Genomic DNA, 25,803 nt, shown 5'->3' with positions numbered 1-25,803 from the left:
GTCTCGTCCGCGCCCGCTTCGGCCGTCATGCGCCGCCCGGTCGCACGCTCGCCGCCCGATCGGCCTCGCCGAGCGTTTCATCGCCCGCTGAGTCGCCTGATCGGTGTCTTGCGCGCCGCGCCGGTCGGACCGACTGCGCCACTATCATTATGCCACTCGCCGGCGTCATTGTCAATGGCGCTGCGATTGGCAAAGCCGCAAGTCCGCTTGTATAATCACGCCATCATGGATCATAGACAAGTGGCCCGATACGTATCGAAAGGATAACTTATGCCCGCTCCAGTGCTCCTCTCTACTGTTTTTATCACCCTGGCCCTGATTTTCTACTCCATCGGCGTGTGGAGCGAACGGATCGCCGGGCGGCTGAAGGCCTGGCACCTGGCTTTCTTCTGGCTCGGTCTGGTATGCGACACCGTGGGCACCGCCATGATGCTGGAGATGGCCGGCGGGCTGACCTTCGGCGTCCACGGCGTCACCGGCGTGACCGCCATCCTCCTGATGGTCGTCCACGCGATCTGGGCGACGGTCGTGCTGATCCGGGTGGACGAGGCCGCGATTCGCAACTTCCATAAGTTCAGCGTCGCGGTGTGGGTGATCTGGTTGATTCCCTACCTCTCCGGCGCTCTGTTTGGGATGACAGCATAACGGCGATTGGCAAAACTGCGAGTCTGATTAGATAATCACGTCATGTTACACCGTCACCTCACCCATCAACAGTTCGCCCTGGCCGCCATTGACGACGTGATCGCCCGCGGCAAGCGGCCGGATTGCGCTGCGCTGCGCCGGGCGGCGCTTGCGGATCGGGCCACGCTGGAAAAAGTGCTGCGGGTGTGCCAGGCGCACGTGGCCGATCCCTATGCCCAGCGTTACCATTTCTGGAAACAATATGCCGAACGAGATACCTTGCCTGATTGGGAACAAGTGCTTGCCGCGGCCGCCCACCTCCAGTGTGCGCCGATTGCGCTATCCTGATTTTCGATCACATTGTTGGCCTGGAGGATTGATTGGGTAAGCACTGTCTTGACAGGTTCTGGTGGTTCAGTGGTTCAGTTCTGCCACGAATTGCACGCCTCGAGCCGTCGCACCCACCACCAACCTGCTTCAGCAGGTTTCGGTGTATCAGACCGTGAATTCATTCACGGGGGTGTATCTGCCCGGTGAAGGCGTGCAGTTGCGCCATGATCGTCAAGCGCAGAGGACGCTCGGCCAGGAGACCGAGCGCAGGCAATCATACCGCAAGCGGACGCCGCGGTCAATCCCGCGCCGCGTCAGATTTTGCCACGAAGGCAGAAGTCCGATTCGTGCAAATTAGCCCTTCGGCGGACGTTTGGCGGCTGGCGCGCGGGCGGGTATAATCGGGTCATTCGCAATCGAGGAGGAATCTGCATGTCTCCGCAACGTCCATTCATCGGCCGCGTCCTGGCCGGCGGCCTGACCTGGCTGGGCCGGCGCCGGCTGGCTCAAACCAGCGGGACGCTCAGCCTGCCCGGCCTGACCGCGTCAGTCGAAATCATCCGCGACCGTTGGGGTGTGCCGCACATCTACGCGGCCAACGACCATGATGTCTTCTTTGCGCAGGGGTTCGTCCATGCGCAGGACCGCCTGTGGCAGATGGAGCTGAACCGCCGCCTGGCGACCGGACGCCTGAGCGAGATGCTCGGCGACCTGGCCCTCGACACCGATCGCGCCACGCGCACCTTTGGCTTCGAGCGGCTGGGGCGCGCCGACTGGGAGTTGTTGCCCGCAGAGGACCGCCAGCGCATCGAAGCCTACTGCGCGGGCATCAACGCCTGGCTGGACAGCCCGGCCGGCAAACGCTGCCGGCCCCTCGAATTCACCCTGCTGCGCCACCGCCCGCAACCGTGGCGCGTGGAGGACACTCTGGCCTTCAGCCGCGTGATGAATTGGCAGATGTCGCATGCCTGGTACGGCGAGGTGATCCGCGCTCAGTTGATTGCCGCGCTCGGCCCGGAGCGCGCCGCAGAGCTGGAAATTTCCGACGCGGCCGACAACCCGGCGGTGCTGCCGGCCGGCATCGAGTTCAACGCCCTGGCCGGCGCAGCGCTGGCGGGAGCGCACGATCCTTTCCTCAAACGGCGCATGGGCAGCAACGCATGGGCCATTTCCGGCAGCCGGAGCGCCTCCGGCCATCCCATTCTGTGCAACGACATGCACCTGCAGCTCACCGTGCCCGGCATCTGGCACCAGGTACACCTGGAGGCCGGCGATCTGCGGGTCACTGGGGTTTCTGTGCCAGGGCTGCCGGGCGTCGTGGCCGGACACAACGCCCACATCGCCTGGGGCATCACGCTGGCCTTCACCGACTGCGAAGACCTGTTCGTGGAGAAATTCGACCCGGATCAGCCCCGGCGTTACGAATTCAAGGGCCAGTGGTTGGACGCGGAGGTCATTCGAGAGACGATCCAGGTGAAGGGGCGCAGGGAGCCGCACGTCGAGGAGGTCCTCGTCACGCGCCACGGCCCGGTCATCTCGGATGTGATCGGGCAGCCGGGCCAGCGGCTGGCGGTCAGCTCGATGGCGCTGCGCCCCTGTCCGGCGCTGCACGGCTGGTTTGCGCTGAACCGGGCGCGCAACTGGGATGAATTCGTCGAGGCCATGCGCCCGATCGAGGCGCCGCAGCTCAATTTTGCCTACGCGGACGTGGATGGCAACATCGGCTATTGGGTCACCGGCAAGGTGCCGATCCGCGCCAGGGGGCAGGGCGTCGTGCCCGCGCCGGGCTGGACCGGCGAAGACGAATGGATTGGCGAGGTGCCGTTCGAGGAGATGCCGCACGCGCTCAACCCGGCGGCCGGCTACCTGGTGCATTGCAACAACCGCATCGCGCCTGACGATTATCCCCACTACCTGGGCAACGCCTGGATGAACGGCTACCGCGCCCGACGCCTGGCCGATCTGCTGGTGAGCAACGACAGAGTGACAGCCGCGGACTGCCGCGCCATGCAGATGGACGTCACCTGCCTGCCGGGGCTTGAGTTCGTGCGCCTGCTGGCCGAGGTTTTCCCGCAGGCGAACCGCGGCGGCGAGGCGGGCGACGTGGCGCGGGCGCTCGATCTGCTGACCGCCTGGGACGGCCGGCTGAGCGCCGACTCGGTCGGCGGCAGTCTCTACGAGGTGACGCGCACCGCGCTGGTGCGCGCCCTGTTCGCGCCCATCATGGGCGAATCGCTGACCACGCGTTGGCGCGGCCAGGGCTTCCATCCGGTCCTGATGTGTACGCATGAGTTCTACGGACACGACACCGTGGTGTTGCTGCGCATGTTGCGCGATCCTGACTCGTGGTGGGTGGGGCAGGCCGGCGGCCGCGAGGCGCTGCTGCGCCGTGGCCTGACCGAGGCGGTGGCGTGGCTGACCGCGGAGCTTGGCCCGGAACCGCAGGGCTGGCAGTGGGGGCGTCTGCATCACATCGCGCTCCCGCACGCGCTGGGCGTGCAGAAACCACTCGACCTGGTCTTCAACCGCGGCCCGCTGCCGATTGGCGGCGACACCGACACCCCGCTGCAAACCGCCACCCTGCCCGGCGCAGCCTTCGCGAACGATGCGTGGGCGCCCTCGATGCGTCACATCATAGACATGGGCGACCTGGAGGGCGCAGTGGCGGTGCTGCCGGTCGGCCAATCGGGCCATCTCGGCAGTCCGCATTACGACGATCTGCTCGAACTGTGGAGCCGGGGCGAGTATCACCCCATGCTGTGGTCGCGCGCCCAGGTGGAGAAGCACGCCGAGGCGAAGCTGACACTGGCGCGCGGCGGCTGAGGGCAGTTTCGCATCATCTGCCCGATGTACGGGTGGGTGTGCCGGACCGAGGTAACATGCATGGCCTTGTTGAATGTGCGGGACGTGAGCATCGGGTTTGGCGGCGCGCTCGTCCTGGAACGCATCAGTCTGCAGATCGAGCGCGGCGAACGGGTGGGGCTGCTCGGCCGTAACGGTGTGGGCAAATCTACCCTGCTCAAGATGATGGCCGGCCAGCTCGAGCCGGATGAAGGAACCATCGCCCGCCAACAGGGGCTGCGGGTGGCCTACCTGACCCAGGAGACGCCCCAGGGGCTGACGGGCGCCGTGGATGCTGTCGTGGCGGGCGGACTGGACGCAGCGGCAGCCGGCGATGACGATGGGTTGTGGCGACGGCGGCTGCAGATGGATACGATCATCTCGCGCATGCAACTCGATCCCGCCGCCGATTTCGAGCTGCTCTCTGCCGGGCTGAAGCGGCGGGTGCTCCTGGCCCGCGGTCTGGTCCGTGACCCCGATATCGTCCTCCTCGACGAGCCAACCAACCATCTGGACATTGACGCCATCGCCTGGCTGGAAGATTTTCTGCTGCGCTATGGCGGCACCCTCGTCTTTGTCACTCACGACCGCATTTTCCTGCAGAAACTCGCCCTCCGCATCATCGAGATTGACCGTGGGCGTCTCGTGGATTGGCCGTGTGACTACGCCACCTTCACCGCGCGCAAGCAGGCGATCCTGAAGGCCGAAGCGGCCCAGGAGATGCAGTTCGACAAGAAGCTGGCCCAGGAAGAGGCGTGGATCCGGCAGGGGATCGAGGCCCGGCGGACGCGCAACGAGGGGCGGATACGCGCCCTGGAGCAGTTGCGCGGGCAGCGTCGGGAACGTCGCGCACAGCCCGGCGCCCTGCGCATGCAGCTCCAGGAGGTTGAGCGTTCGGGCCGGCTGGTGATCCGCGCCGAAAACGCCAGCTTCGGCTATGGCAATCGGACGCTCGTGCGAGACCTCTCCATCACCATCATGCGCGGCGACAAGGTGGGCATCATCGGCCCCAACGGCGCCGGCAAGACGACGTTGTTACGGCTGCTGTTGGGCGAGCTGCCGCCGCAGTCGGGCACGGTGCGCCACGGGACGAACCTGGAGATCGCCTATTTCGACCAATTGCGCGCCCAGCTCGATGAAAATCGGACGGTGCTGGACAACGTGGCCGACGGCCGGGAGTTCATCAACGTCAACGGTCGCCCCCGCCACGTGATAGGCTACTTGGAAGACTTCCTCTTCTCCAGGGAACGGGCGCGGGTTGTCGTGAACGTCCTATCCGGCGGCGAGCGCAACCGGCTCTTGCTGGCGCGTCTCTTTGCGCGGCCGGCCAACGTGCTGGTCATGGATGAACCCACCAACGACCTGGACCTGGAGACCCTGGAAATTCTGGAAGACCTGCTGCTGGAATACGAGGGGACCGTGCTGCTCGTCAGCCACGACCGGGAACTGCTCAACAACGTGGTCACGAGCACGCTGGCCCTCGATGGCGCCGGGCGAGTCGGCGAATACGCGGGCGGCTATGACGACTGGGTGCGCCAGCGCGCCTCCCCCGCTCCGGCCGAAAAAACTGCATCCCGGCCGGTTTCGCCGCCGCCGACCGCGGAGCCGCGGGCCAGACCCGAACGTGCGCGCGGGCTGACCTATCGGGAGCAGCGGGAGATGGAAGCCCTGCCCGGCCGCATCGAAGCCCTGGAGGCCGAGCAGAGCCAGTTGGTTCAAGTCATGGCCGCGCCGGCGATCTACCAGGGAGGCGGTGACGCGGTGGTGCAGACCACTGCCCGGCTGGCGGCATTGGAGCAGGAACTGGCCGAGGCGTATGCGCGTTGGGAAGCGCTGGATGGGTAAAAGTGCGCTGTTGTAACGTTCTCCGCCTAAAAAATCGGCCCACGCTTCATTCTGTGGTATAATCGGCGCCATGTCGGTTTTGGTGGCCCAGGGACTCAGTAAATCATTTGGCGCGCTCGATGTGTTCGCCGCGGTGGATTGCCGCGTGGAGCACGGCGACCGCATTGGCCTGGTCGGCCCCAACGGCGAGGGTAAGACGACGCTGCTGCGCATGCTGGCCGGGCTGGAATCGCTCAGCGCCGGGCAGATTGCGTTCAAGCGCGGGCTGCGCATCGGCTATTTGCCCCAGGACCCGCCACCGGCCGGGGCGCTCTCGCTGTGGGATGATGCCATCCAGGTCTTCGCTGAACTGCGCTCTCAGCAGGCGCAGCTGGCGGCGCTGGAAGGCGCGCTGGCCGCCACGCAGGACGGGGAAGAGCACGACCGCCTGTTGGCCAGCTATGGTGAGCTGCAACTGGCCTTCGATGTCGGCGGCGGCTATACCTATGAACTGCGCACGCAGCAGGTGCTGACCGGCCTGGGCTTCAGCGCCGAGGAGTATGGTAAGCCGCTGGCGGTGCTCAGCGGGGGTCAACGCACCCGCGCCCTGCTCGCCCGCCTGATCCTGGAGCAGCCCGACCTGCTTCTGCTCGATGAGCCGACCAATCACCTCGATCTGGACGCCGTCGAGTGGCTGGAACAGACCCTGCTCGAATGGCCGGGCAGCATGGTGGTGGTGGCGCACGATCGCTATTTTCTGGACAAGGTCGTCACGCGCATCTGGGAGATGGCGCTCGGCCGCCTGGACGCCTACCGGGGCAACTATTCGCAGTTTGTGCAGCAGCGCGCTGACCGCCTGGCCGCGCGGCGCAAGGAGTGGGAAGCCCAGCAGGAATTCATCGCGGAGACCGAGGCCTTCATCCGTCGCTACAAGGCCGGTCAACGCTCCAAAGAGGCCCGCGGCCGCCTGACGCGTCTCGATCGTTTCAAGCGCGATGAACTGATCGAGCGGCCGCTGGAACTGAAGACGATGAGCCTGGGGCTGACCACCGATGTGCGCAGCGGCGACATCGTCCTGCGCACCAAGAACCTGGTCGTTGGCTATGTGGACACACCGTCCGGCGGCAACGGCACGGATGCGCGCCACGGTGATGCCTTGCGCGCCGGCCAGGCGACTGCAGCCGCCTGGCGCCGTGAGCATCTTCTGGTTAGCGTGCCCGATCTGGAAATCCGCCGCGGGCAGTGCGTGGCCTTGATCGGCCCCAACGGCTCCGGCAAGACGACGCTGGTCAAGACGATCCTGGAGCAGGTCAAGCCGCTGCGTGGATCGGCGCGCCTGGGCGCCAGCGTCATCACCGGCTATCTGGCGCAAGCCAGCGCGGGGTTGAATCCCAACCAGACGGTGCTCGCTGCCATCCTGGAGGTAGAAAATCTGCCATTGGCGCAGGCGCGCAATTTCCTGGGGCGATTCCTCTTCGCTGGCGATGACGTGTTCAAGCCGATCAGCGTGCTCAGCGGCGGTCAGCGCAGCCGGGTGGCGCTGGCCCGCCTGACGCTGCAGGGCGCCAATTTCCTGCTGCTGGACGAGCCGACCAATCATCTCGATGTGGCCTCGCAGGAGATTTTGCAGGATGTGCTCGACCGTTTCCCGGGCACGGTGCTGCTGGTGTCGCACGACCGCTACCTGGTGGACGCGCTGGCCGATGAGGTGTGGGCGCTGCGTGCAGGCGAGCTTTTCATCTACAAGGGCGGCTACCAGGGCTATTTGCGCCAGCGCGAGATCGAAAAGGCGGAGGCGACCGGTCAACGCCGTGAAGAAACGCCCGCCGACACGACCCAGGACCGTGAGCGCATGAAGGAAGATCGCCGTCAGCGCAAGGCCGCGGCGGCTCGCGTCGCGCAGGCTACCGATCTGGAGGCGCAAATTCACGCACGCGAGGCGGACCTGGCGGAGGTCGAGCGTCGCCTGGACCAGGCCAGCAGCGCGGCCGATGTGCAACGCATCACCGACCTGGCGGCTGAACATCAGGCCGTGCAGGTGGACATCGAATCGCTGATGGCCGCCTGGGCAGAGTTGGTTTGACCGGCCGGTCCCCGTGGGTGATATGTGATCAGAAAAGTCATCGGTTTGACGGGTAACATCGGTGTTGGCAAGAGCACCGTCCTGGCGATGCTGCGTGCCCTGGGCGCGGACGTGATTGACGCCGACCAGGTGGCGCACGCGGTGATGCGACCCGGCGAGGCAGCATATGAAGGCATCGTGGCCGCGTTCGGCGCTGACATCCTGGCGCCTGATGGGGCGATTGATCGGGTCCAGCTCGGCGCGCGGGTCTTTCGGGACGCGGAGGCGCTGCAACGCCTGGAAGCGATCGTGCATCCGGCCGTGTTTGTGCGCACGAAGCAGCGCTTGACGGCCAGCCAGGCGCCGGTGGTGGTCATCGAGGCGATCAAACTGCTGGAAGCGGGGCTGAGTGTCACCCTGTGCGACGCCGTGTGGGTGGTGACGGCCACGCGTGAGCAGCAGGTGGAGCGCCTCATGCGCACGCGCAGCCTCAGCCGCGCCGAGGCTGAGCTGCGCATAGATGCCCAGCCGCCGCAAGAGGACAAGATCAAGCGCGCCGATGTGGTGATTGACAACCGCGGCGCGTTGGCGGAAACCGGCGCGCAGGTCGAAGCGGCCTGGCAGGCGTTGATATACTGCAGACGACGAAATCTTTCCGCCTAGAAAGCATTCCCCGCTTATAGCCCAAAGAGACGGTCTCATGAATAATTTACGGTCTTTCTACGAACGACACCCTTACCTGGCGATGTGGATCGCGCTGGCGCTTGGGATGGTCATCATCCTGATTTGGTCGGCCTGGAGCGTCGGTTTTACAGCCCTGCAATGGTTGGCCTTGATTGTGATCACGATCCTGCTGGCCGGCGCGTGCGTGTGGATCATCAGTTGGGAGGATGGCCCGGACGCTGAAGAAGAGGCGGCGCCGCCGACGCAGGCCGATCAGCCTTGAACCTCGCCAGGCGGGCATGGCTTTGACAAAAACGTTTGATCGTCGTATGATTCCCTGGCACTCAAGGAGTCTGAGTGCTAATAATTTGTCAAAGAATAGGTTCCCGTTTTTTTTACAAAAACGCGGGCAAGAACGGGAATAGGAGTGGTCATAAGCAGCTGGTTATGAGTACAAAACGCGATTATTACGAGGTGTTGGGAATCGAGCGCAATGCCGGCGAAGATGACATCCGCAAGGCGTACCGCAAGTTGGCGCGGCAGTATCATCCTGACGTGAACAAGGCGGCGGATGCCGAGTCCAGGTTCAAGGAAGTCAACGAAGCGTACGAGGTGCTGAGCGACCACGAGAAACGTGCGGGGTATGATCGTTACGGTCATGCCGGGGCGCAGGGCGGCGCGGGTGGGTTCGGCGCCGGTGGCTTTGGCGACTTCGGTTCGATTTTCGATGAGTTTTTTGGCGGCTTCGGCGCGCGCAGCAATACGCGCAGCCGCATGGCCCCGCGCCGCGGCGCCGACCTGCGCGTGGATGTCACCCTGGCGTTCGAAGAGGCGGTGCGCGGCCTGGCCAAGGAACTGCAAATTACCCGCCTGGAGCCGTGTACGCGCTGCCAGGGCAGCGGCGCGGAGCCGGGCACATCACCGCTGCGCTGTCCACAGTGCAACGGCGCCGGCGAGGTACAGCGGCGCCAGCAGAGCGTCTTTGGGACGATTGTCACCAGCACCACCTGCCCGCGCTGCAGTGGCGCAGGCGAGATCGTCACCACGCCCTGCACCGAGTGCCGCGGGGCCAAGTCCACGCGCATGACGCGTATCCTGCAAGTGGACATCCCGGCCGGCGTGGATGACAACACCCAGATTCGCCTGACCAATGAAGGTGAGCCGGGCTTCCGCGGCGGCCCACCCGGCAATCTGTTTGTGGTGCTGCACGTGCAGCCGCACCCGCTGTTCGAGCGCCGCGAGTATGATCTTTACCTCAACCTGCCGATCAATTTTGCCCAGGCGTCGCTGGGCGCGGAGGTTGAGGTGCCCACATTGGACGGCGTGGTCAAGCTGACCGTTCCGGCCGGTACTCAGCACGGGCACACCTTCCGCATGCGGGGCAAGGGCGTGCCGCACATCCGCCAGAACAACCGCGGGGATCAATATGTGACGGTGCAGGTGGTGATGCCGCAGAAGTTGACCGAGCGCCAGCGCCAGTTATTGCGCGAGTTGGGTGAAACCCTGGGCACCCCTGATGTCAACAAACCCCCACGCGGAACCTTCGATAAACTGGTGGATGCCATTACCGAGGCGTTCAAGCCGTCCAATTGACGCAAGGGGCCGGGCGGATGCACGTCGCGGCCATGATGATATGCAGTCCACCGGGGCGACTTTGGCAAGCGCCAGGGGACTGGACGGGATTTTTTGTGAACTGGCTTGAAATCAGTGTGCTGGCCGACGGCGAAGCCGCCGAGGCGATCAGTGAGGTCTTCAACCGCTACGCCGACGAGAAGGATGGCACCGCGGGCGCGGTTGTGGAATTGACCGGCTTCGACAGCCGTGGTGAATTGACCGCGCCGCAGATGAGTGTGCGCACCTATGTGCGCCAGGGGCCGCAGGCCGCCGCGGTGGTGCAAAAGGTGGAAGAAGCCCTCTGGCACCTGCAGATGCTGTACGCCTTTGCGGAGCCGACCGTGCGCGAGGTGGCCGAAGAGGATTGGGCCAACGCCTGGAAGGTACACTACCAGCCGATGCGCCTGGGCGAGCGCCTCTTTGTGGTGCCCAGCTGGATCGAGGCGGCCGCGCAGCCCGGCGACATCGTCATCCGGCTGGATCCTGGCATGGCGTTCGGCACCGGCACCCATCCAAGCACGCGGCTGTGTCTGCTCAGCCTGGAACGGCTCGTGCAGCCTGGCGTGTCGGTGCTTGACGTGGGCACCGGTTCGGGCATCCTGTCCATTGCGGCCGCCAAGTTGGGTGCGCGCGCCATCGTCGCCACCGATGTTGATCCCCTGGCCGTGCGCATTGCCGGTGAAAATGCGGCGATCAACGGCGTGGCCGGCCAGATCAGCCTGCTGGCGACACCGTTGCCGTCGAAGCCTGAGACTGATAACGCTCGCTTCGACATCGTGGTCGTCAACATCCTGGCAGAGGTCATCATCGCTCTGTTGGACGCGGGATTGCACGCCTGGCTGCGGCCGGCCGGCCATCTGATCTTGGGCGGCATCATTGACACCTGGGCCGATGCGGTGCTGGCCGCGCTGGCGCGCCATGGCTTCACGGTGACGACGCGGCTGGACGAAGGCGATTGGGTCGGTCTGGTGGCGCAACACCTGGTCGAGCACTGATTGGCAGCCATGCACCGCTTTTTTGTCACACCCACGGCCATTCACGGGGAGGCGGTCACGCTCCCAGCAGAGACCGCGCATCACCTGCGCGAGGTGCTGCGATTGGGGCCGGGCGCTGAAATCATGGTTTTGGATGGCAGCGGACGTGAATACCGGGTGAGCATTACCCATCAGAGCCGCAGTGGCGTAGAAGGGCGCATCCTCAGTCAGGCGCCGGCGTTGGGCGAACCGCGTACGCAGATCACCCTCTATCAAGCAACGTTGAAGGGCGAGAAGTTCGAATGGCTGCTGCAGAAGGGCACCGAAATCGGTATCAGCCGTTTCGTGCCGCTGTTGACGCAACGCTGTGTGACGCACGACCGGGCCAGCCTCAGTAAGAAGGAAAGCCGCTGGCGCCGCATTATCCAGGAGGCGGCTGAGCAGGCGCGGCGCGGCCGGTTGCCCGCGTTGGCCGCGCCGCTTGACCTGGTTGACGCCTGCCAGGAGGCAGCGCGCCAGGCTGACCTGATCCTGTTTCTGTGGGAATCTGCGCCAGGGCACGGCCTGAAGCCTGCGCTGCAGGCGTGGCGGTCATCGGCCGCAGCGAGCGGGCGCATTAGCCTCTTCGTCGGGCCGGAGGGTGGCTTCAGCGAGGGTGAAGCGGCCCTGGCGGCGGCGTCTGGCGCCTGCCTGATCGGCCTCGGCCCGCGCATCTTGCGTGCAGAAACGGTCGGGCTGGCCGCGGGTGCGGCGATCCTGTATGAAATGGGCGACATGTAACCAAATTGCTTCGCAAGCCATCTGAAGCCCACAGAAGCGATCGGGATCGAAAATCAAAATAGTCGAGGAAAAGGATAGCGAATCATGAGTCAAAATGAAACCAACGGCAGCAACGGTCACGGGGTGATCGAGCCGGCTGCAGAACGAGCGATTGAGAATGTCATCATCATCGGCAGCGGGCCTTCGGGCCTGACGGCCGGCCTGTATACGGCGCGTGCCAACCTGAATCCGCTCCTGATCACCGGCAATGAAATTGGCGGGCAGGTCGCGATTACCTATGAGGTCGAGAATTACCCTGGTTTTCCGGAAAGCCTGAGCGGCCCGGACCTGGTGGAGAAGATGCAGAAGCAGGCCGAGAAGTTCGGCTGTCGCATCGAGTATGATTATGTGGACCGGGTTGATTTCGAGCAGTTCCCCTTCACCGTGCATACGGCCAACGAGCTGGAGCACAAGGCGAAGGCGATCATCATCAGCACGGGCGCGTCGTCGCGCAAGCTGGATGTGCCGGGCGAGAAGGAGTTGACCGGCCGCGGCGTGAGCTATTGCGCAACCTGCGATGGCTTCTTCTTCCGTGGTCGTGAGGTGGTGGTGGTCGGCGGCGGCGATAGCGCGGCCGAGGAAGCGCTCTTCCTGACCCGCTTTGCCAGTAAAGTAACCCTGATCCATCGCCGCAACAGCCTGCGCGCCAGTCAGATCTTGCAGAAGCGCATCTTCGAGCACGAGAAGATCAACGTCATCTGGGACACGGTCATCACGTCCATCAACGATGACAACGGCAGCGGCGGAGTGACGTCGGTCAGCCTGCAGAACATCAAGACCAGCGCCACGTCCACCTTGCCGACCGGTGGTGTCTTCATTTTTGTCGGTCACCTGCCCAACTCGTCCTTGTTCGAGGGCAAGGTCGCCATGGATGAGGAAAGCTATCTGCTCACCGACAAGCTGATGCGCACCAATATCGCCGGCGTCTTTGCCGCCGGTGAAATTCAGGACAAGCGCTTCAAGCAGGTTGCGACGTCGGTGGGCCAGGGCTGCGCGGCCGCGATGGAAGTTGAGAAATACCTGGCCGACCTGGAAGACCGCGCCTATCCCGGTCACGCGGCGGCGCCGGCGATCATCGCGGTCACGGCATAGGCGATCCATGCCAACGATTCAGCTGGGTGAGCAGACGATCTACTATCGGCGCAGTCAGTCGGGGGCTGCGCCGCACGCCGCGCCGCTGGTGTTGGTTCACGGCGCGGGCGGCACGTCCATGCACTGGCCGGGTGAGCTGCGGCGCCTGCCTGAAACATCGGTTTATGCCCTGGACTTGCCCGGCCACGGTCAATCGCCTGGCGCGGGCTGCACCACGATTGCGGAATATGCGCAGGTTGTGGTGGATTGGGCCGATGCGCTGGAGCTGCCGCGGTTCGTCCTGGCCGGTCATTCGATGGGCGGTGCGATTGCCCAAACCGTGGCGCTGCACCACCCGCAGCGCCTGGCCGGGCTGATCCTGGTGGGCACCGGCGCGCGGCTGGCGGTCTCCCCGGCCATTCTGGATGGCCTGAGCCGTGACTATGCGGCCACGGCGCGCCTGATTGCCGAATGGGCCTACAAACGCCAGGCAGACCCCGCGACGCTGGACGCATATGCCGCGGCGATGCTGAAGACACCTGTGAACGTGACGCACGGTGATTTTGTGGCGTGCAGCGCGTTCGATGTGACCCACGCGCTGAGCCAGATTGCTCTGCCCACCCTGGTCATCGTGGGCCTGGAGGACCGGCTGACGCCGCCCAAGCTCAGCCGCTTCCTGGCGCAGCAGATGCCCGCGGCGCGGCTGCTGGAAGTGCCGGAGGCCGGGCACATGGTGATGCTCGAACAGAGCGCGGTCGTGGCCGCGGCGGTGCAGGAGTTTGTGGGGATGAGGTAGAGACGTTGCATTGCAACGTCTCTACGCGATCGTCGTACCGGTCGTCGCCGCTTCCACTTGAGATTGGAATTCATCCAGGGCGTTTGCTGTAAGAGCGATTTCCAGTAGATGTGACAGAGTGCTGACATCATGAATCTGACGCAGGCGCTGCTCCAGGGGCTGATAAGCGCGCACCTGCGGATTGAAGCGCGTGGAGATGGCGGCCAAGACAGCGGCACGCAGCCCTTCCTCGACGCCTTCACGGCGCCCTTCCTCGACGCCCTTGCGGCGCCCTTCATCAACGCCTTCACGGCGCCCTTCCTCGACGCCCTTGCGGCGCCCTTCATCAACGCCTTCACGGCGCCCTTCATCAACGCCTTCACGGCGCCCTTCCTCGACGCCCTCACGGCGCCCTTCCTCGACGCCCTCACGGCGCCCTTCATGAACACCCTTCTCCCAACTCTGTTGGCGAATCCGTCGCAAGTAGGGCGTGTCCAGCAGTTCCACATCAATCATACGCTCGATCATCTTCAGCACCCCCTCATCTCCAATCAGGTTGATCAATGCTGTCAGTAACTCATTACGCTGTCCGCCGTCGGGTATGGCCGCAATCTTGTCAAGCACCGCAGGAACGATCCGTCCTGGTTCCGCCATACGCATCTGTCCTACGAGCGCCAGGAGGGCCGGCTTGTCGAGTTGCAGTACCTCCTCTGCGTCGAGTTCCCACAGGCGAATGACATCATAGCGCCACGTCAGACTAGCCTGGCCGGCGAAATTTACGATTGTGTACCCTCCATTATCGCCTGCGCCTGCACCTTTGCCCACGTAGATAACGACGCTCTGCAATTTCAGGCTGCCCTGCGGTGCGCGGCGTCCCCATTCATGCCGCGCCGTGCGACTCATGTAATCCACCATACGCCAGGGCATAGGGGCCGCACTGCGCTTTCCTTGAAGCTCGATATGCAGTAACCCTACATCGTTATCTTCGCTTACCGCCTCGAAAAGCAGATCACTGCGTTGACGTGAGGCTGGTAGTTCGATAGTCAAGGTGCGCACCGAGCGCAACCGCTTACCCATCAGCCACTCGGCGAAGGTCTCTTTGTAGGTCAAGATCAGGTTTTTCAGTGGATTATCGGTGTCAGGCACGGGCGCTGCTCCTTCCTGCCTCTGTCAACTGACCGAAGTCTACCTCAGGACACAGGGCGTGTCAAGCCGCGGCCAAACGATTTTGTTTGCGAATTCCATCAAACATCGCTACAATAAGAACGCATTTCCGATGTCTACGACGAAGAATTTCAGGCCGCGCTGGACGAATCCGGCGGCGACCAGGATTATGCGATTTTTGACTGCGTTAGGCAGCGGTTTCCAACCGCCCGGCCGCGCTTTGCCGATGCGGGTGAACGGTGTTAGAATGTCCCTTGCAACTGAGTTCTTCTTTCCTCTTCGCCCCGTCCGTGGGGCCAATCTGCCCGCCACAAGGAGGTGGACCCGTAAAACGATTGCTGACCACCGGCGCCGTATGTGGCGCTCTAAGGGCTTGACTGGCCCTGAAATACCGTTCTATTTTCAGACTTCTGGCTTGGATAGGCCACTGCCGCTTATCCATACGATGAAAAGGAGAGACAAGAAGTGAGCAAGTCCCGTTTGATGCATCTGAGCATCCTGATTACCGTGTTAGCGCTGCTGGTTGCAGGTTGCACGCCTGCCGCCGCTCCGGCCACCAAAGCCCCTGAACCTGCTGCATCGGGCGTCACCGCCGACATGCAGGGGCTGATTGACGCCGCCAAAGCCGAGGGTACCCTCACCACCATCGCCCTGCCCCACGACTGGTGCAACTACGGCGAAGCGATTACCGGCTTCAAGGCCAAGTACGGCCTGCAGATCAACGAGCTTAATCCCGATGCCGGCTCTGGCGATGAAGTCGAAGCCATCAAGGCCAACAAGGATAACAAAGGCCCACAGGCGCCCGATGTCATTGACGTCGGCTACGGCTTTGGCCCGCAGTTGGTCGAAGAGAAGCTGGTGCAGCCCTACAAGGTCAGTACCTGGGACACCATTGCGGCTGACTCGAAGAACGCAGATGGCTATTGGTATGGCGACTACTACGGTGTCCTGGCTTTCGAAGTCAACAAGGATGCCGTGAAGAACGTACCGCAGGATTGGGCCGATCTGCTCAAGCCGGAGTACAAGGGCCAGGTGGCCCTCTCTGGCGACCCGCGTGCCTCGGCGCAGGCGCAGATGAGCGTCTATGCCGCAGCCCTGGCTAACGGCGGTTCGCTCGACAACGTGGCGCCCGGCCTGGAGTTCTTCAAGAAGCTGAACGAGGTGGGCAACTTCGTCCCTGTGATCGCCAAGCAGGCTACGGTTGCCAAAGGCGAGACCCCGGTCATCACCCGCTGGGACTACAACGCCCTGGCCGACAAGACCGCCCTGGCCGGCAACCCCAACATCGAAGTCGTGATTCCCAAGACGGGTGTCATTGCCGGCGTTTACATCCAGGCCATCAGCGCGTACGCACCCCATCCCAACGCGGCCAAGCTGTGGATGGAATACCTCTACTCGGACGAAGGCCAGTTGATCTGGCTGAAGGGCGGCTGCCACCCCATTCGCTACAACGACATGGTCAAGCGGAACGTGATCCCGGCTGAGATTACTGCCAACCTACCGGCGGCCGATCTCTACGCCAAGGCCGTCTTCCCGACCATTGACCAGATCAATGCCGCCAAGAAGGCGATCACCGATGGCTGGGACAAAGTCGTCGGCGCCGACGTGAAGTAGCAGCGGTCCGTGGCGAGCACATTGCAACCCACACCTTCTACACCGCGGGACGCGCCATTGGCGCGTCCCGCACGTCGCGTCAATTGGGCGTGGCTTGGCGTCGCGCCCTTTTTGATCTTCACCCTGTTTTTTCTATTCCTCCCCTCGCTGTCGTTGTTCATGGGCAGCTTCCAGGACAACCAGGGCCAATTCACCCTGGCCAACGTTGCCGGTCTGTTCACGCCATCCATCCTCAGCGCGTACTGGATCACCATTCGTATCAGCCTCTTCACGGCGGTCGTCGGTGGGTTGTTCGGCTTTTTCCTGGCCTACTCAGCCACCCTGACCGGCCTGCCGCGTTGGGTGACCGCTGGCATGGCGACCTTCAGCGGCGTGGCCTCGAACTTCGCCGGCGTACCGCTGGCCTTCGCCTTCATCGCCACCCTCGGCCGCCTGGGCTTGGTGACAGTGCTGCTCAAGAACCTCTTAGGCTTCAACCTCTACGACCACGGCTTCAACCTCTACAGCTTCTGGGGGCTGAGCGTCACCTACCTCTATTTCCAGTTCCCGTTGATGGTACTGATCATCACCCCCGCGCTGGAAGGACTACGCCGTGAGTGGCGCGAGGCTGCCGAAAATCTGGGTGCAACCGGTTGGCAATACTGGCGTTTTGTGGGGCTGCCCGTGCTGATGCCTTCTCTGCTCGGCGCCATGATCCTCCTGTTCGGTAACGCGTTCGGCGCCTACGCCACCGCACTCTCCCTGACCGGCGGGCTGATCAACCTGGTGACGATCCTCATCGGCTCGCAGATCAAGGGTGACGTGCTGCACAATCCTGGCCTGGGATATGCCCTGGCCCTGGGGATGGTCGTGGTGATGGCGGTCTCGATGGCCATCTACTACGTGCTGCGCCGCCGCAGCGAAAGGTGGCTGCGCCCAGGAAACGCAACACACTGTGGGGCTGGCTGTGGACTGCCCTGGGTATCCTCTACTTCTTCGTGCCGCTCTACGCCACGCTGGACTTCTCCCTGCGGGCCAAGAAGGGGCAACTCAGCCTGCTCGCCTATCAGCGTGTGCTGGCCGATCCGCAGTTTCGCCAAACTCTGCTCTTCTCGCTGGAGATGGCCATCTTGACCATCCTGGTCAGCCTGATCTTGATCGTCCCCACCGCCTATTGGATCCGCCTGCGCCTGCCCAAGCTGCGACCGGTGATTGAGTTCATTACCCTCATGCCGTTTGTGGTGCCCGCGATCGTGCTCGTTTTCGGCCTGATCCGCGTGTATGGCGGGGGCTTTCTGCCACTCACCAACTTCCGCGCCGGCACCAACACCCTGCTGGTGGCCGCCTACGTCATCCTGGCGCTGCCCTACATGTACCGGGCCGTGGACACGGGCCTGGCAGCCATTGACGTGCGTACCCTGACCGAAGCGGCTCAGAGTCTGGGCGCGGGCTGGGGCGTCATCCTGTTGCAGGTCATCTTCCCCAACCTGCGCTCATCGCTGCTCAGCGGCGCGTTCCTGACCCTGGCGACCGTTGTCGGCGAGTATACCATCGCCAGTTTTCTCGTGGGCATCAACGCGTTTGGCCCGTATATGTCGCTGATTGGGCAGAACAAGACCTATGAATCATCCGCGTTGGCCATCATCAGTTTCGCGCTGACCTGGCTTTTTATGGGGCTGATTCAATTCTTCGGACGCGGCCAGCCAGGCCAGCGCCAACTCGTGGGGGCAAGGTGAGGCAATGGGATTTCTAGCCCTGACAAACATCTCCAAAGTGTTCGGGAACAGCGTCGCCGTGCGCGACTTCAACCTTGATGTCGAGCGAGGCGAGTTCATCTCCTTCCTGGGGCCGAGCGGCTGCGGCAAAACCACCACACTGCGCATGATTGCCGGATTCGAATTGCCTACGACCGGAACGATCGTGGTCAACGGCCAGGACATCACCATGAAGCCGCCCAATCAGCGCAACGTCGGCATGGTCTTTCAGTCCTACGCCCTCTTTCCGAACATGACGCTGGCCGACAATGTGGGCTTTGGCCTGAAGATCGCGGTCGCCCAAAGCGGAGATTGACCGCACCGTGGCCGAAATGCTGGACGTGATTCATCTGCCCGGCTTCGGCAGCCGCTATCCCCATCAGTTGTCGGGCGGTCAACAGCAGCGCGTTGCGTTGGCGCGCGCCCTGGCCATCCATCCGCAGGTACTGCTGCTCGATGAACCGCTCTCCGCCCTGGACGCCAAAATCCGGGTCGAACTGCGCTCCGAAATTCGCCGCATCCAACGACAGCTTGGCATCACGACGATCTATGTCACCCACGATCAGGAAGAGGCGCTCTCCCTCTCCGATCGCATCGTGGTCATGAGCGCCGGTCAGGTGGAACAGATCGGTACGCCGTTCGAGATTTACAACTACCCCAGGACCGCGTTCACGGCCGCGTTCATCGGCCAGTTGAACATGCTGCCTGTCACCATTGCCGACCCTCAGACCGGGATGTGTACTTTCGAAGGCCAGCCGGTTGCCACGGGCGAGCCGATCGAAGCCGCTACCGGCGCAGCCAAACACCTCGCCATCCGCCCGGAGGAACTGGGCCTGGGACACTCGCCTGGCGATAATCACCTGGACGGCCGCATCGAAGCCGTCACCTTCCTGGGCGCCATCGTGCGTGTGCGCGTGGACCTGGGAGACACCTTCCTGTCGGTTGATCTTTTCAACGAACGCCTGCTCACCTTGCCCCAGGTCAACCAACCTGTCACGGTCAACTTCCCGCCGCACGCCTGTTGGGTAACAGAGTAAGTGAAAGCGACCTCGCCCGTGCATCCAAGCCAGCCTCCCACTCAATCTATGATATCAGGTAACAGGCATGATTCTTCTCAACCCCAAGCACCTTGATCGTTATTACCCCGACGAGCGTTCGCGCGCGATCATGCAGAAAACGGTGGCCTTCTTCGAGCAGAAGGGCAAGCAAAAGCTCAAGGCCGATGACTATGACCACGTTTGGTACGCCGACCTGCTCGATTTTGTCAAGCGTGAAGGCATTTTTGCCACCCTGCTCACCCCGGCCGGCTATGGCGACGCCGACGCACGCTGGGACACCTGGCGCAACTGTGAGTTCAACGAAATCCTCGGTTTCTACGGCCTGCCCTACTGGTACACCTGGCAGGTGACAATTCTGGGGCTTGGCCCCATCTGGATGAGCCAGAACGAGGACGCCAAGCGCCGCGCCGCACAGGCGCTGCGCGAAGGCGCCATCTTCGGCTTTGGCCTGTCTGAAAAGGAGCATGGCGCGGACATCTACGCCAGCGACATGCTGCTGGCGCCACAGCCGGATGGCACGTACCTGGCGCGCGGCGACAAGTATTACATTGGCAACGCCAACCACGCGGCCATGATCTCGACCTTTGGCAAGTTCAGCCACAACCAGGACTACGTCTTCTTCGCCGTGGATGCGCAGCATCCGCGTTTCCAGCTCATGCAGAACGTCGTCGCCAGCCAGTCCTACGTCGGCGAATACCTGTTGGATGACTACCCCATCACCGCCGCGGATATTCTCTCCAGCGGGCAGGACGCCTGGGACGCCTCACTCAACACCGTCAACGTGGGCAAGTACAACCTGGGCTGGGCTTCGATTGGCATCTGCACGCACGCCTTCTACGAGGCCATCAACCATGCGGCCAACCGTTTCCTCTACGGCCGCGCGGTAACCGACTTCGGGCACGTGCAGCAGATGTTCACCGACGCCTACGCACGGCTGGTCGCCATGAAACTGTTTGCCCTGCGTGCGGCCGACTATCTCCGCTCCGCCTCCGTCAGCGACCGGCGCTACCTCCTGTACAACCCGATGGTCAAGATGAAGGTGACGACGCAGGGCGAGGAGGTGGTCAACCTGCTGTGGGATGTGATCGCGGCCAAAGGGTTCGAACGCAGCACCTATTTCGAGATGGCCGCGCGTGACATTCGCGCCCTGCCCAAGCTGGAAGGAACGGTGCATGTCAATATCGCGCTCATCATCAAGTTCATGCCGAACTACTTCTTCAACCCCGCGTCTTACCCCGACGTACCGCGGCGTGATGACGCCGCGCACGACGATTTCCTCTTCCATCAAGGCCCGGCGCGTGGGCTGGGCAAGATTCGTTTCCACGACTACAACCTGGTCTTCAACCGCTTTGACCTGCCCAACGTCAACGTTTTCAAGGAGCAGGTGGCCGTCTTCAAGGAGTTCTTGGCCCGCGCCACGCCCAGCGATGCGCAGGCGCTCGACACCGATTTCCTGCTGGCCCTGGGCGAGTTGTTCGCCCAGGTGGTCTACGCGCAGTTGATTCTGGAGAACGCCGAGATCTATCCTATGCACGCCGACCTGGTGGAGCAGATCTTCGACTTCATGGTGCGCGATGTCAGCCGCTATGCCTTGCAGCTCTACAGCAAAGCGAGCAGCACCGCGCGGCAGATGGAAATGGCTCTGCGCATGGTGCGCAAGCCCGTCTTTGATGAGGCGCGCTATCGCCGCGTCTGGGCCGAGGTGGTCGGGTACAACGGCGCATACGAGATGCAGCCGTAGTAATGAAAACCAGACCCGCCTCCGCAGTCCAGCCAGCCGATGCAGGCCGACGACCGGCAGCCTCCGCAGGGAGGCTGCGTACTCGTTGCAGCGACATCGATCGCCCGGTGGCATATTGGCGTTACAGGCGTTGTCGGCTATAATGGGCATTGTTCCGTCACGCCGTTACGTCTCCGTTTGTGTCCTGCTCTGTTTTTCGTAGGTTCGACATGAGAAAGGAATGAAACCATGCTAAATCGTGCAAGTCGTGTATGGGCGATTTTACTCGTCCTTGCGCTCTGTCTGAGCGTGCTGGCCCTGGGCGCTTCGGCCGCCGGCGGCCCCAAGTCCGATGCCGGTACCGGCGCCCAATTGCCGCAGCGCACCGAGGCCGCCCCGCAGGCGCCCCTGGCTGACTTCAGTGAAGGCTTCGAGGATATCACCCTGCTCCCGGGCCTGGGCTGGGCAAGCCAGAACAACAGCAGCCCCCTGGGTTCCACCGGTTGGTTCCAGGGCAATGACACCGTCTTTCCGGCCCAGGCGGGCAGCACCACCTCCTACCTCGGCGCCAACTACAACAACACCAGCGGCACGGGCACCATCAGCAACTGGATGATGACTCCGGCCGTCACCCTGTCGGCGGGCGACACCTTCCGCTTCTGGACCAGCACCGCCGCCGGCAGCATCTGGCCTGATCGGCTGGAACTGCGCATGAGCCTCAACGGCGCCAGCACCAATGTCGGCGCCACTGCCACCAGTGTGGGCGACTTTACCACCGTCCTCGCGGAGGTCAACCCGACCCTGGCAGCCGGCGGTTATCCTGAAGTGTGGACCGAATACGTGGTTACGCTGACTGCCGCGCAGGTGCCTGCGCCGACCCTGGGCCGCTTCGCGTTCCGCTACTTCGTCACCGACGGCGGCCCGAGCGGCGCCAACTCCAACTACATCGGTATTGACACCGTCTCCTACACGGCCGCGGCACCCACCGCCGTGACCCTGTCCACCCTGGATGCTCAAGCCAACACCACGCTGCTGCCGCTCGCCGCGCTGGCGCTGCTGGTTACCGGGGCCGCCCTGGTTCTGCGCCGCCGCATCGCCTGACGGCTGATCGTGTGACGTAACTGCGTAGATGTGCGGGTTCGCCGAGCAGATGAGACACAAACCCTGCTCGCCGCAGCGAATCAAGTCGAGGCGTTGGACGCCAATCGGCGTATGCCTGCGGCGGGCAAACAAACAAAGGGTCAGGAGTGTCAACTCCTGGCCCTTTATTGTTGATCGTCACACGGGTCCGCTCAGCCGATCTGACGCTGCGCCTCGACCACATTGGGCAGGCGCTCGATGCGGGTCAACAGACGGCTCAACTGCACGGTGCTGCTAATGTCCAGGGTAGCGGTGACAACAGCCGAGTTGTCCTTCAGCCCGGTGCGCGCCTGCGCCTCGCGCATGTTGATCTTTTCATCCGCCACCAGGCTGGCAATGTCACGCAAGAGGCCGCTGCGGTCAAAGGCTTTGACCAGAATGCTGACCGGGTAGGTGCGCTGTTCGCCGCCCCATTCCACATAGATGAGGCGCTCATGTTCCTTAGTGGAGAGGATGTTGGGGCAGTCGCGGCGATGGATGGACACCCCGCGCCCGCGGGTGACATAACCGACAATACTCTCGCCGGGGAGTGGCTTACAACACTGGGCATGGTGCGTCAACAGGCCCTCGACGCCGGAGACGCTGACGCCCTCCAACTCGCTGGATCGCTTGCCGATCACGGTTTCCGGGGGGATCAGCATGGCCGGATCTTTGTGGCGCTCATCCTCCATGATACGGCTGGCGATCTGCTGCGGGTTGATATCGCCGGCGCCGATGGCGCAGAAGAAATCATCCACCTTGTCGTAGCCGAACTGTTTGGCCAGGCTCTCATAGCTGGCCGGCTGCACGCTGAGGCGCCGCAATTCCTTTTCGAGTAAATTGCGACCCTCGGTGATATTCTCCTGGCGATCCTGCTTACGGAACCACTGCCGAATCTTGCTGCGTGCCCGCTGCGTGCGCACATAATTCAGGTGCGGATTGAGCCAATCACGACTGGGACCGCCGCGTTTAGTGGTGATGATCTCAACCTGGTCGCCTTGTGCGAGTTTGCTGTCCAGTGCCAGCATCTTGCCGTTGACGCGTGCACCGCGGCAGCGATGACCGATTTCGGTATGCACCTCGTAGGCAAAATCAATCGGTGTGGCCCCGGCCGGCAAGTCAATGATGTCACCGCGTGGGGTAAAGGTGTAGACACGATCCTGAAAGATGTCTGTCTTCAGCGCATCCACGAACTCTTGCGCCTCGCCGACCTCCTGACGCCACTCCATCAACTGCCGCAGCCAGGCGATCTTGTTCTCGAAATCCACATCGCGGCGTGTGGGCTGCTCTTTGTAGCGCCAGTGCGCCGCGATGCCATATTCGGCCGTGTGCTGCATGTCGCCGGTGCGAATCTGCACCTCGAGCGGGCGGCCGCCGGGACCCACGACGGCCGTGTGCAGCGACCGGTACTGATTCTCTTTCGGCGTGGCGATGTAGTCGTCGAACTCGCCGGGGATGGGGCGCCACAGGCTGTGTACAATCCCCAGCGCCGCGTAGCAGTCACGCAATTCGTCCAGAACCACACGTACGCCCTGGGCATCGTAGATCTGATCGAAGTCCACATCCTTGCGCTTCATCTTGCGCCAGATACTGTAGATGTGTTTGGGGCGTCCATAGATATGCGCCTTGATGCCCATCTGGCGCATTTCTTGCTCCAACGTGTTGACCACCAGGCCAATGGAGCGTTCGCGTTCCACGCGCCGTTGATCAATGGCCTGTGCAATGGCCTTGTAGGTGGCCGGTTCCAGGTGGCGGAAAGCCTGATCTTCCAGTTCCCACTTGATCTGCCAGATGCCGAGACGGTTGGCGAGAGGTGCAAAAATTTCGAGCGTTTCACGGGCGATGCGTCTGCGCTTGTGTTCGGGCAGGGCGCCCAGCGTGCGCATGTTATGCAGGCGGTCAGCCAGTTTGATGAGCACCACGCGAATGTCATCCACCATGGCCAGGAACATCTTGCGCAACGATTCGGCCTTGTGTCGGCCATGCGCTCATGGGTGCGCCGCAACTCGTTGATTTTGTCGAGTTTGGTCACGCCATCTACCAGCTTGGCGACCTCTGGTCCGAAGTCGCGCTGCATCATTTCGATGGTGTACGGTGTGTCTTCAACCACATCGTGCAGGAGTGCCGCGGCCAGGGTGGCCGCGTCGAGGTTGATCTCGGCCAGAATGCCGGCGACGGCCAGGGGGTGGTACATGTATGACTCACCGGAGGCGCGTAGTTGACCCTCGTGTGAATGATCGGCTACGTGGTAGGCGCGCTCGATCAGATCACGATCCTGGGGAGCCATGCTCTTGGGCAGCATGGCCAGAAGCCCATCAAGGGTTGTTGGCGAAGGTTGGTTGTTATCGCTGACTGTCATGGTAACACCTCACTTAACCCTTCCCATTCTACTACAGGCAGCCATAAATGGAAAACTTGTGCATGCGAGCTCAGGCTCACAGCGCGCCGCGCGGCAAATGGCAGCAAAACGCCATTTGCGATATAATCAGACCCTACCCGAAACACACTGAGGCATCGGAATGGCGCCAGACGTTGCGCAATTTCTGTTAGGCATAAACTATTTCCCGCGGTGCAAAGGTATCAAACTGTGGCAGGCGTTCGATCGCGGCGAAGTGCGCGACGAACTGGCACAGATTGCTGCCTGGGGGCTGGACGCGGTGCGCATCTTCCTGACCTGGCAAGATTTTCAGCCAGGTGAAGCGCACATCAACCACCGCGCGTTGGATTCCCTGGACGCACTGTTGACCGCGGCCGCAGATCAACATCTGTTTGTGTTGCCCACCCTGTTCAGTGGCCCGGTGGATGGCGCCTTCTTCTTCCCCGATTGGTGCCTTGATCCGCGGCCGGTGCAGCCGGCGGTGCGCTTCATCAGTCATGATCGTGAGGTTCGCCAGGGGGCGCTGCGCCCTATCTTCACCGACGCGCGCTGGCGGCAAGCGCAGATGCGTCTGGTGGATGAACTCGTTGGTTTCTTTGGCAACCATCCGGCCGTGTGGGGCTGGGACCTGGGCGCCTGGGCGGAGCAGCTCCCGCTTGATCTCAGCCGTGGCGCCTGGGAGGATTGGGTCGGCCAGGTCGCTGAGCGCATCGGCGAACTGTCACCGGGCCGTGTACGCACCTGGGGCCTGGGACAGCGCGCGGTAACTCGTCGCTTTCCCTTGCCGCTGACCGCCCTGGCTGCGCTGCTCGACCAAGTGGCGGTGTCGGTCTTTACGTTTACCGACCCGCGTGATCCCCTTGATCTGTTGCCGGCCCGTTTTGCCTGTGATCTCATGCGCACCCTCGGCGTGCCTGCGCCGCTCATTCACGCCATTGGCCTGCCCACCGTGGCCCCTGGCCTCCCTGGCGTCGTGCAACCCGATCGCGTGTGGCGCTGGCCGCGCTGGATCTACCTCGCCAGCGAGGAGGAGCAAAGCGCCTACATCGCCGAAGCTCTGCGCCTCGCCTTCAGGCAGGGAGTGGCGGGCGTTTTCCTCTGGTGCTATGCCGATTACGCGCCGGCGCTGCACAGTGAGCCTCCCTATGATCTGGCCCAGTGGACGCGTACCTGCGGCCTGTTGCGCGCAGATGGCAGCGAAAAGCCGGCCCTGGCCGCGCTGCGGCAGTTTGTGGACCAACGGGCCGCGCAGACGCTGGGACCGCATGGCGCAGAGAGCCGCATGCTCAACCTGGACCTCGAACGCTATGCCCGCGACCCCAAGCGCGAGTTTACGCGTCTTTTGCAGATGGTTCGTTACGGCGAGCTTTGAACGGCTGCCGAGCGACCGCACGGGCAGCTACGATTTCGAAGCCCAACGG

Annotated in this window: 18 protein-coding genes and 3 pseudogenes; 19 read left to right on the top strand and 2 right to left on the bottom strand. The window is 63.1% G+C overall.

Annotated features, from left to right (window positions below):
• Positions 1–270 precede the first annotated feature (270 nt).
• From IPM84_18075 to IPM84_18020, 12 genes are all read left to right on the top strand, one after another.
• Entirely contained in the window at positions 271–645 is a 375-nt protein-coding gene (locus IPM84_18075) for a TIGR03987 family protein (GenBank protein ID MBK9094634.1), read from the top strand.
• A gap of 42 nt (positions 646–687) precedes the next feature.
• Complete coding sequence (locus tag IPM84_18070) at positions 688–972, top strand: hypothetical protein (GenBank protein MBK9094633.1); 285 nt, start codon at positions 688–690, stop codon at positions 970–972.
• 414 nt (positions 973–1,386) lie between these two features.
• Positions 1,387–3,777: a penicillin acylase family protein gene (locus IPM84_18065; protein MBK9094632.1), complete on the top strand. Its 2,391-nt coding sequence runs from the start codon at positions 1,387–1,389 to the stop codon at positions 3,775–3,777.
• 60 nt (positions 3,778–3,837) lie between these two features.
• Positions 3,838–5,640 (top strand): ATP-binding cassette domain-containing protein, encoded by a 1,803-nt coding sequence (locus IPM84_18060; GenBank protein ID MBK9094631.1) that lies wholly within the window; start codon positions 3,838–3,840, stop codon positions 5,638–5,640.
• A 70-nt stretch (positions 5,641–5,710) separates the two neighbouring features.
• Entirely contained in the window at positions 5,711–7,702 is a 1,992-nt protein-coding gene (locus IPM84_18055; protein MBK9094630.1) for an ABC-F family ATP-binding cassette domain-containing protein, read from the top strand.
• A 24-nt stretch (positions 7,703–7,726) separates the two neighbouring features.
• Positions 7,727–8,344 (top strand): dephospho-CoA kinase, encoded by a 618-nt coding sequence (locus IPM84_18050; protein ID MBK9094629.1) that lies wholly within the window; start codon positions 7,727–7,729, stop codon positions 8,342–8,344.
• 37 nt (positions 8,345–8,381) lie between these two features.
• Positions 8,382–8,627: a hypothetical protein gene (locus tag IPM84_18045; protein MBK9094628.1), complete on the top strand. Its 246-nt coding sequence runs from the start codon at positions 8,382–8,384 to the stop codon at positions 8,625–8,627.
• A 164-nt stretch (positions 8,628–8,791) separates the two neighbouring features.
• A complete protein-coding gene (gene dnaJ, locus IPM84_18040) occupies positions 8,792–9,937 on the top strand; it encodes a molecular chaperone DnaJ (protein ID MBK9094627.1) in 1,146 nt (381 codons plus the stop codon).
• Positions 9,938–10,032: 95 nt separating this feature from the next.
• On the top strand, positions 10,033–10,953 hold the full coding sequence (gene prmA, locus IPM84_18035) for a 50S ribosomal protein L11 methyltransferase (protein MBK9094626.1): 921 nt from the start codon (positions 10,033–10,035) through the stop codon (positions 10,951–10,953).
• 9 nt (positions 10,954–10,962) lie between these two features.
• On the top strand, positions 10,963–11,712 hold the full coding sequence (locus IPM84_18030) for a 16S rRNA (uracil(1498)-N(3))-methyltransferase (GenBank protein ID MBK9094625.1): 750 nt from the start codon (positions 10,963–10,965) through the stop codon (positions 11,710–11,712).
• Positions 11,713–11,796: 84 nt separating this feature from the next.
• Positions 11,797–12,843 (top strand): thioredoxin-disulfide reductase, encoded by a 1,047-nt coding sequence (gene trxB, locus IPM84_18025; GenBank protein ID MBK9094624.1) that lies wholly within the window; start codon positions 11,797–11,799, stop codon positions 12,841–12,843.
• A gap of 7 nt (positions 12,844–12,850) precedes the next feature.
• Positions 12,851–13,618 (top strand): alpha/beta fold hydrolase, encoded by a 768-nt coding sequence (locus IPM84_18020; GenBank protein MBK9094623.1) that lies wholly within the window; start codon positions 12,851–12,853, stop codon positions 13,616–13,618.
• A gap of 21 nt (positions 13,619–13,639) precedes the next feature.
• Here IPM84_18020 and IPM84_18015 read toward each other — a convergent pair whose 3' ends face one another.
• Positions 13,640–14,743 (bottom strand): hypothetical protein, encoded by a 1,104-nt coding sequence (locus IPM84_18015; protein ID MBK9094622.1) that lies wholly within the window; start codon positions 14,741–14,743, stop codon positions 13,640–13,642.
• Between the two features lie 615 nt (positions 14,744–15,358).
• Here IPM84_18015 and IPM84_18010 point away from each other — a divergent pair.
• The 6 genes and pseudogenes from IPM84_18010 to IPM84_17985 all read left to right on the top strand — a co-directional run bounded on the left by IPM84_18010 (position 15,359) and on the right by IPM84_17985 (position 21,987).
• The gene (locus tag IPM84_18010; GenBank protein ID MBK9094621.1) at positions 15,359–16,375 is read left to right on the top strand and encodes an extracellular solute-binding protein; all 1,017 of its coding nucleotides are present in this window, start codon (positions 15,359–15,361) and stop codon (positions 16,373–16,375) included.
• Positions 16,376–16,534: 159 nt separating this feature from the next.
• Positions 16,535–17,290: pseudogene (locus IPM84_18005) on the top strand (ABC transporter permease subunit).
• Between the two features lie 17 nt (positions 17,291–17,307).
• On the top strand, positions 17,308–18,090 hold the full coding sequence (locus IPM84_18000; GenBank protein ID MBK9094620.1) for an ABC transporter permease subunit: 783 nt from the start codon (positions 17,308–17,310) through the stop codon (positions 18,088–18,090).
• Between the two features lie 4 nt (positions 18,091–18,094).
• Positions 18,095–19,145: pseudogene (locus tag IPM84_17995) on the top strand (ABC transporter ATP-binding protein).
• Positions 19,146–19,212: 67 nt separating this feature from the next.
• Positions 19,213–20,907: an acyl-CoA dehydrogenase gene (locus IPM84_17990; protein MBK9094619.1), complete on the top strand. Its 1,695-nt coding sequence runs from the start codon at positions 19,213–19,215 to the stop codon at positions 20,905–20,907.
• A 228-nt stretch (positions 20,908–21,135) separates the two neighbouring features.
• Complete coding sequence (locus IPM84_17985; GenBank protein MBK9094618.1) at positions 21,136–21,987, top strand: choice-of-anchor J domain-containing protein; 852 nt, start codon at positions 21,136–21,138, stop codon at positions 21,985–21,987.
• Positions 21,988–22,178: 191 nt separating this feature from the next.
• On the opposite strand, the pseudogene IPM84_17980 reads toward IPM84_17985, so the two are convergent.
• A pseudogene (locus tag IPM84_17980) lies at positions 22,179–24,307 on the bottom strand (bifunctional (p)ppGpp synthetase/guanosine-3',5'-bis(diphosphate) 3'-pyrophosphohydrolase).
• 217 nt (positions 24,308–24,524) lie between these two features.
• Between IPM84_17980 and IPM84_17975 the strand changes: the two are divergent.
• Complete coding sequence (locus IPM84_17975) at positions 24,525–25,754, top strand: hypothetical protein (GenBank protein MBK9094617.1); 1,230 nt, start codon at positions 24,525–24,527, stop codon at positions 25,752–25,754.
• Positions 25,755–25,803: the final 49 nt, after the last annotated feature.

The sequence above is a fragment of the Candidatus Amarolinea dominans genome (genome assembly GCA_016719785.1).
Lineage (GTDB): Bacteria > Chloroflexota > Anaerolineae > SSC4 > Amarolineaceae > Amarolinea > Amarolinea dominans.
This window is presented reverse-complemented; position numbering and strand designations above follow the sequence as displayed.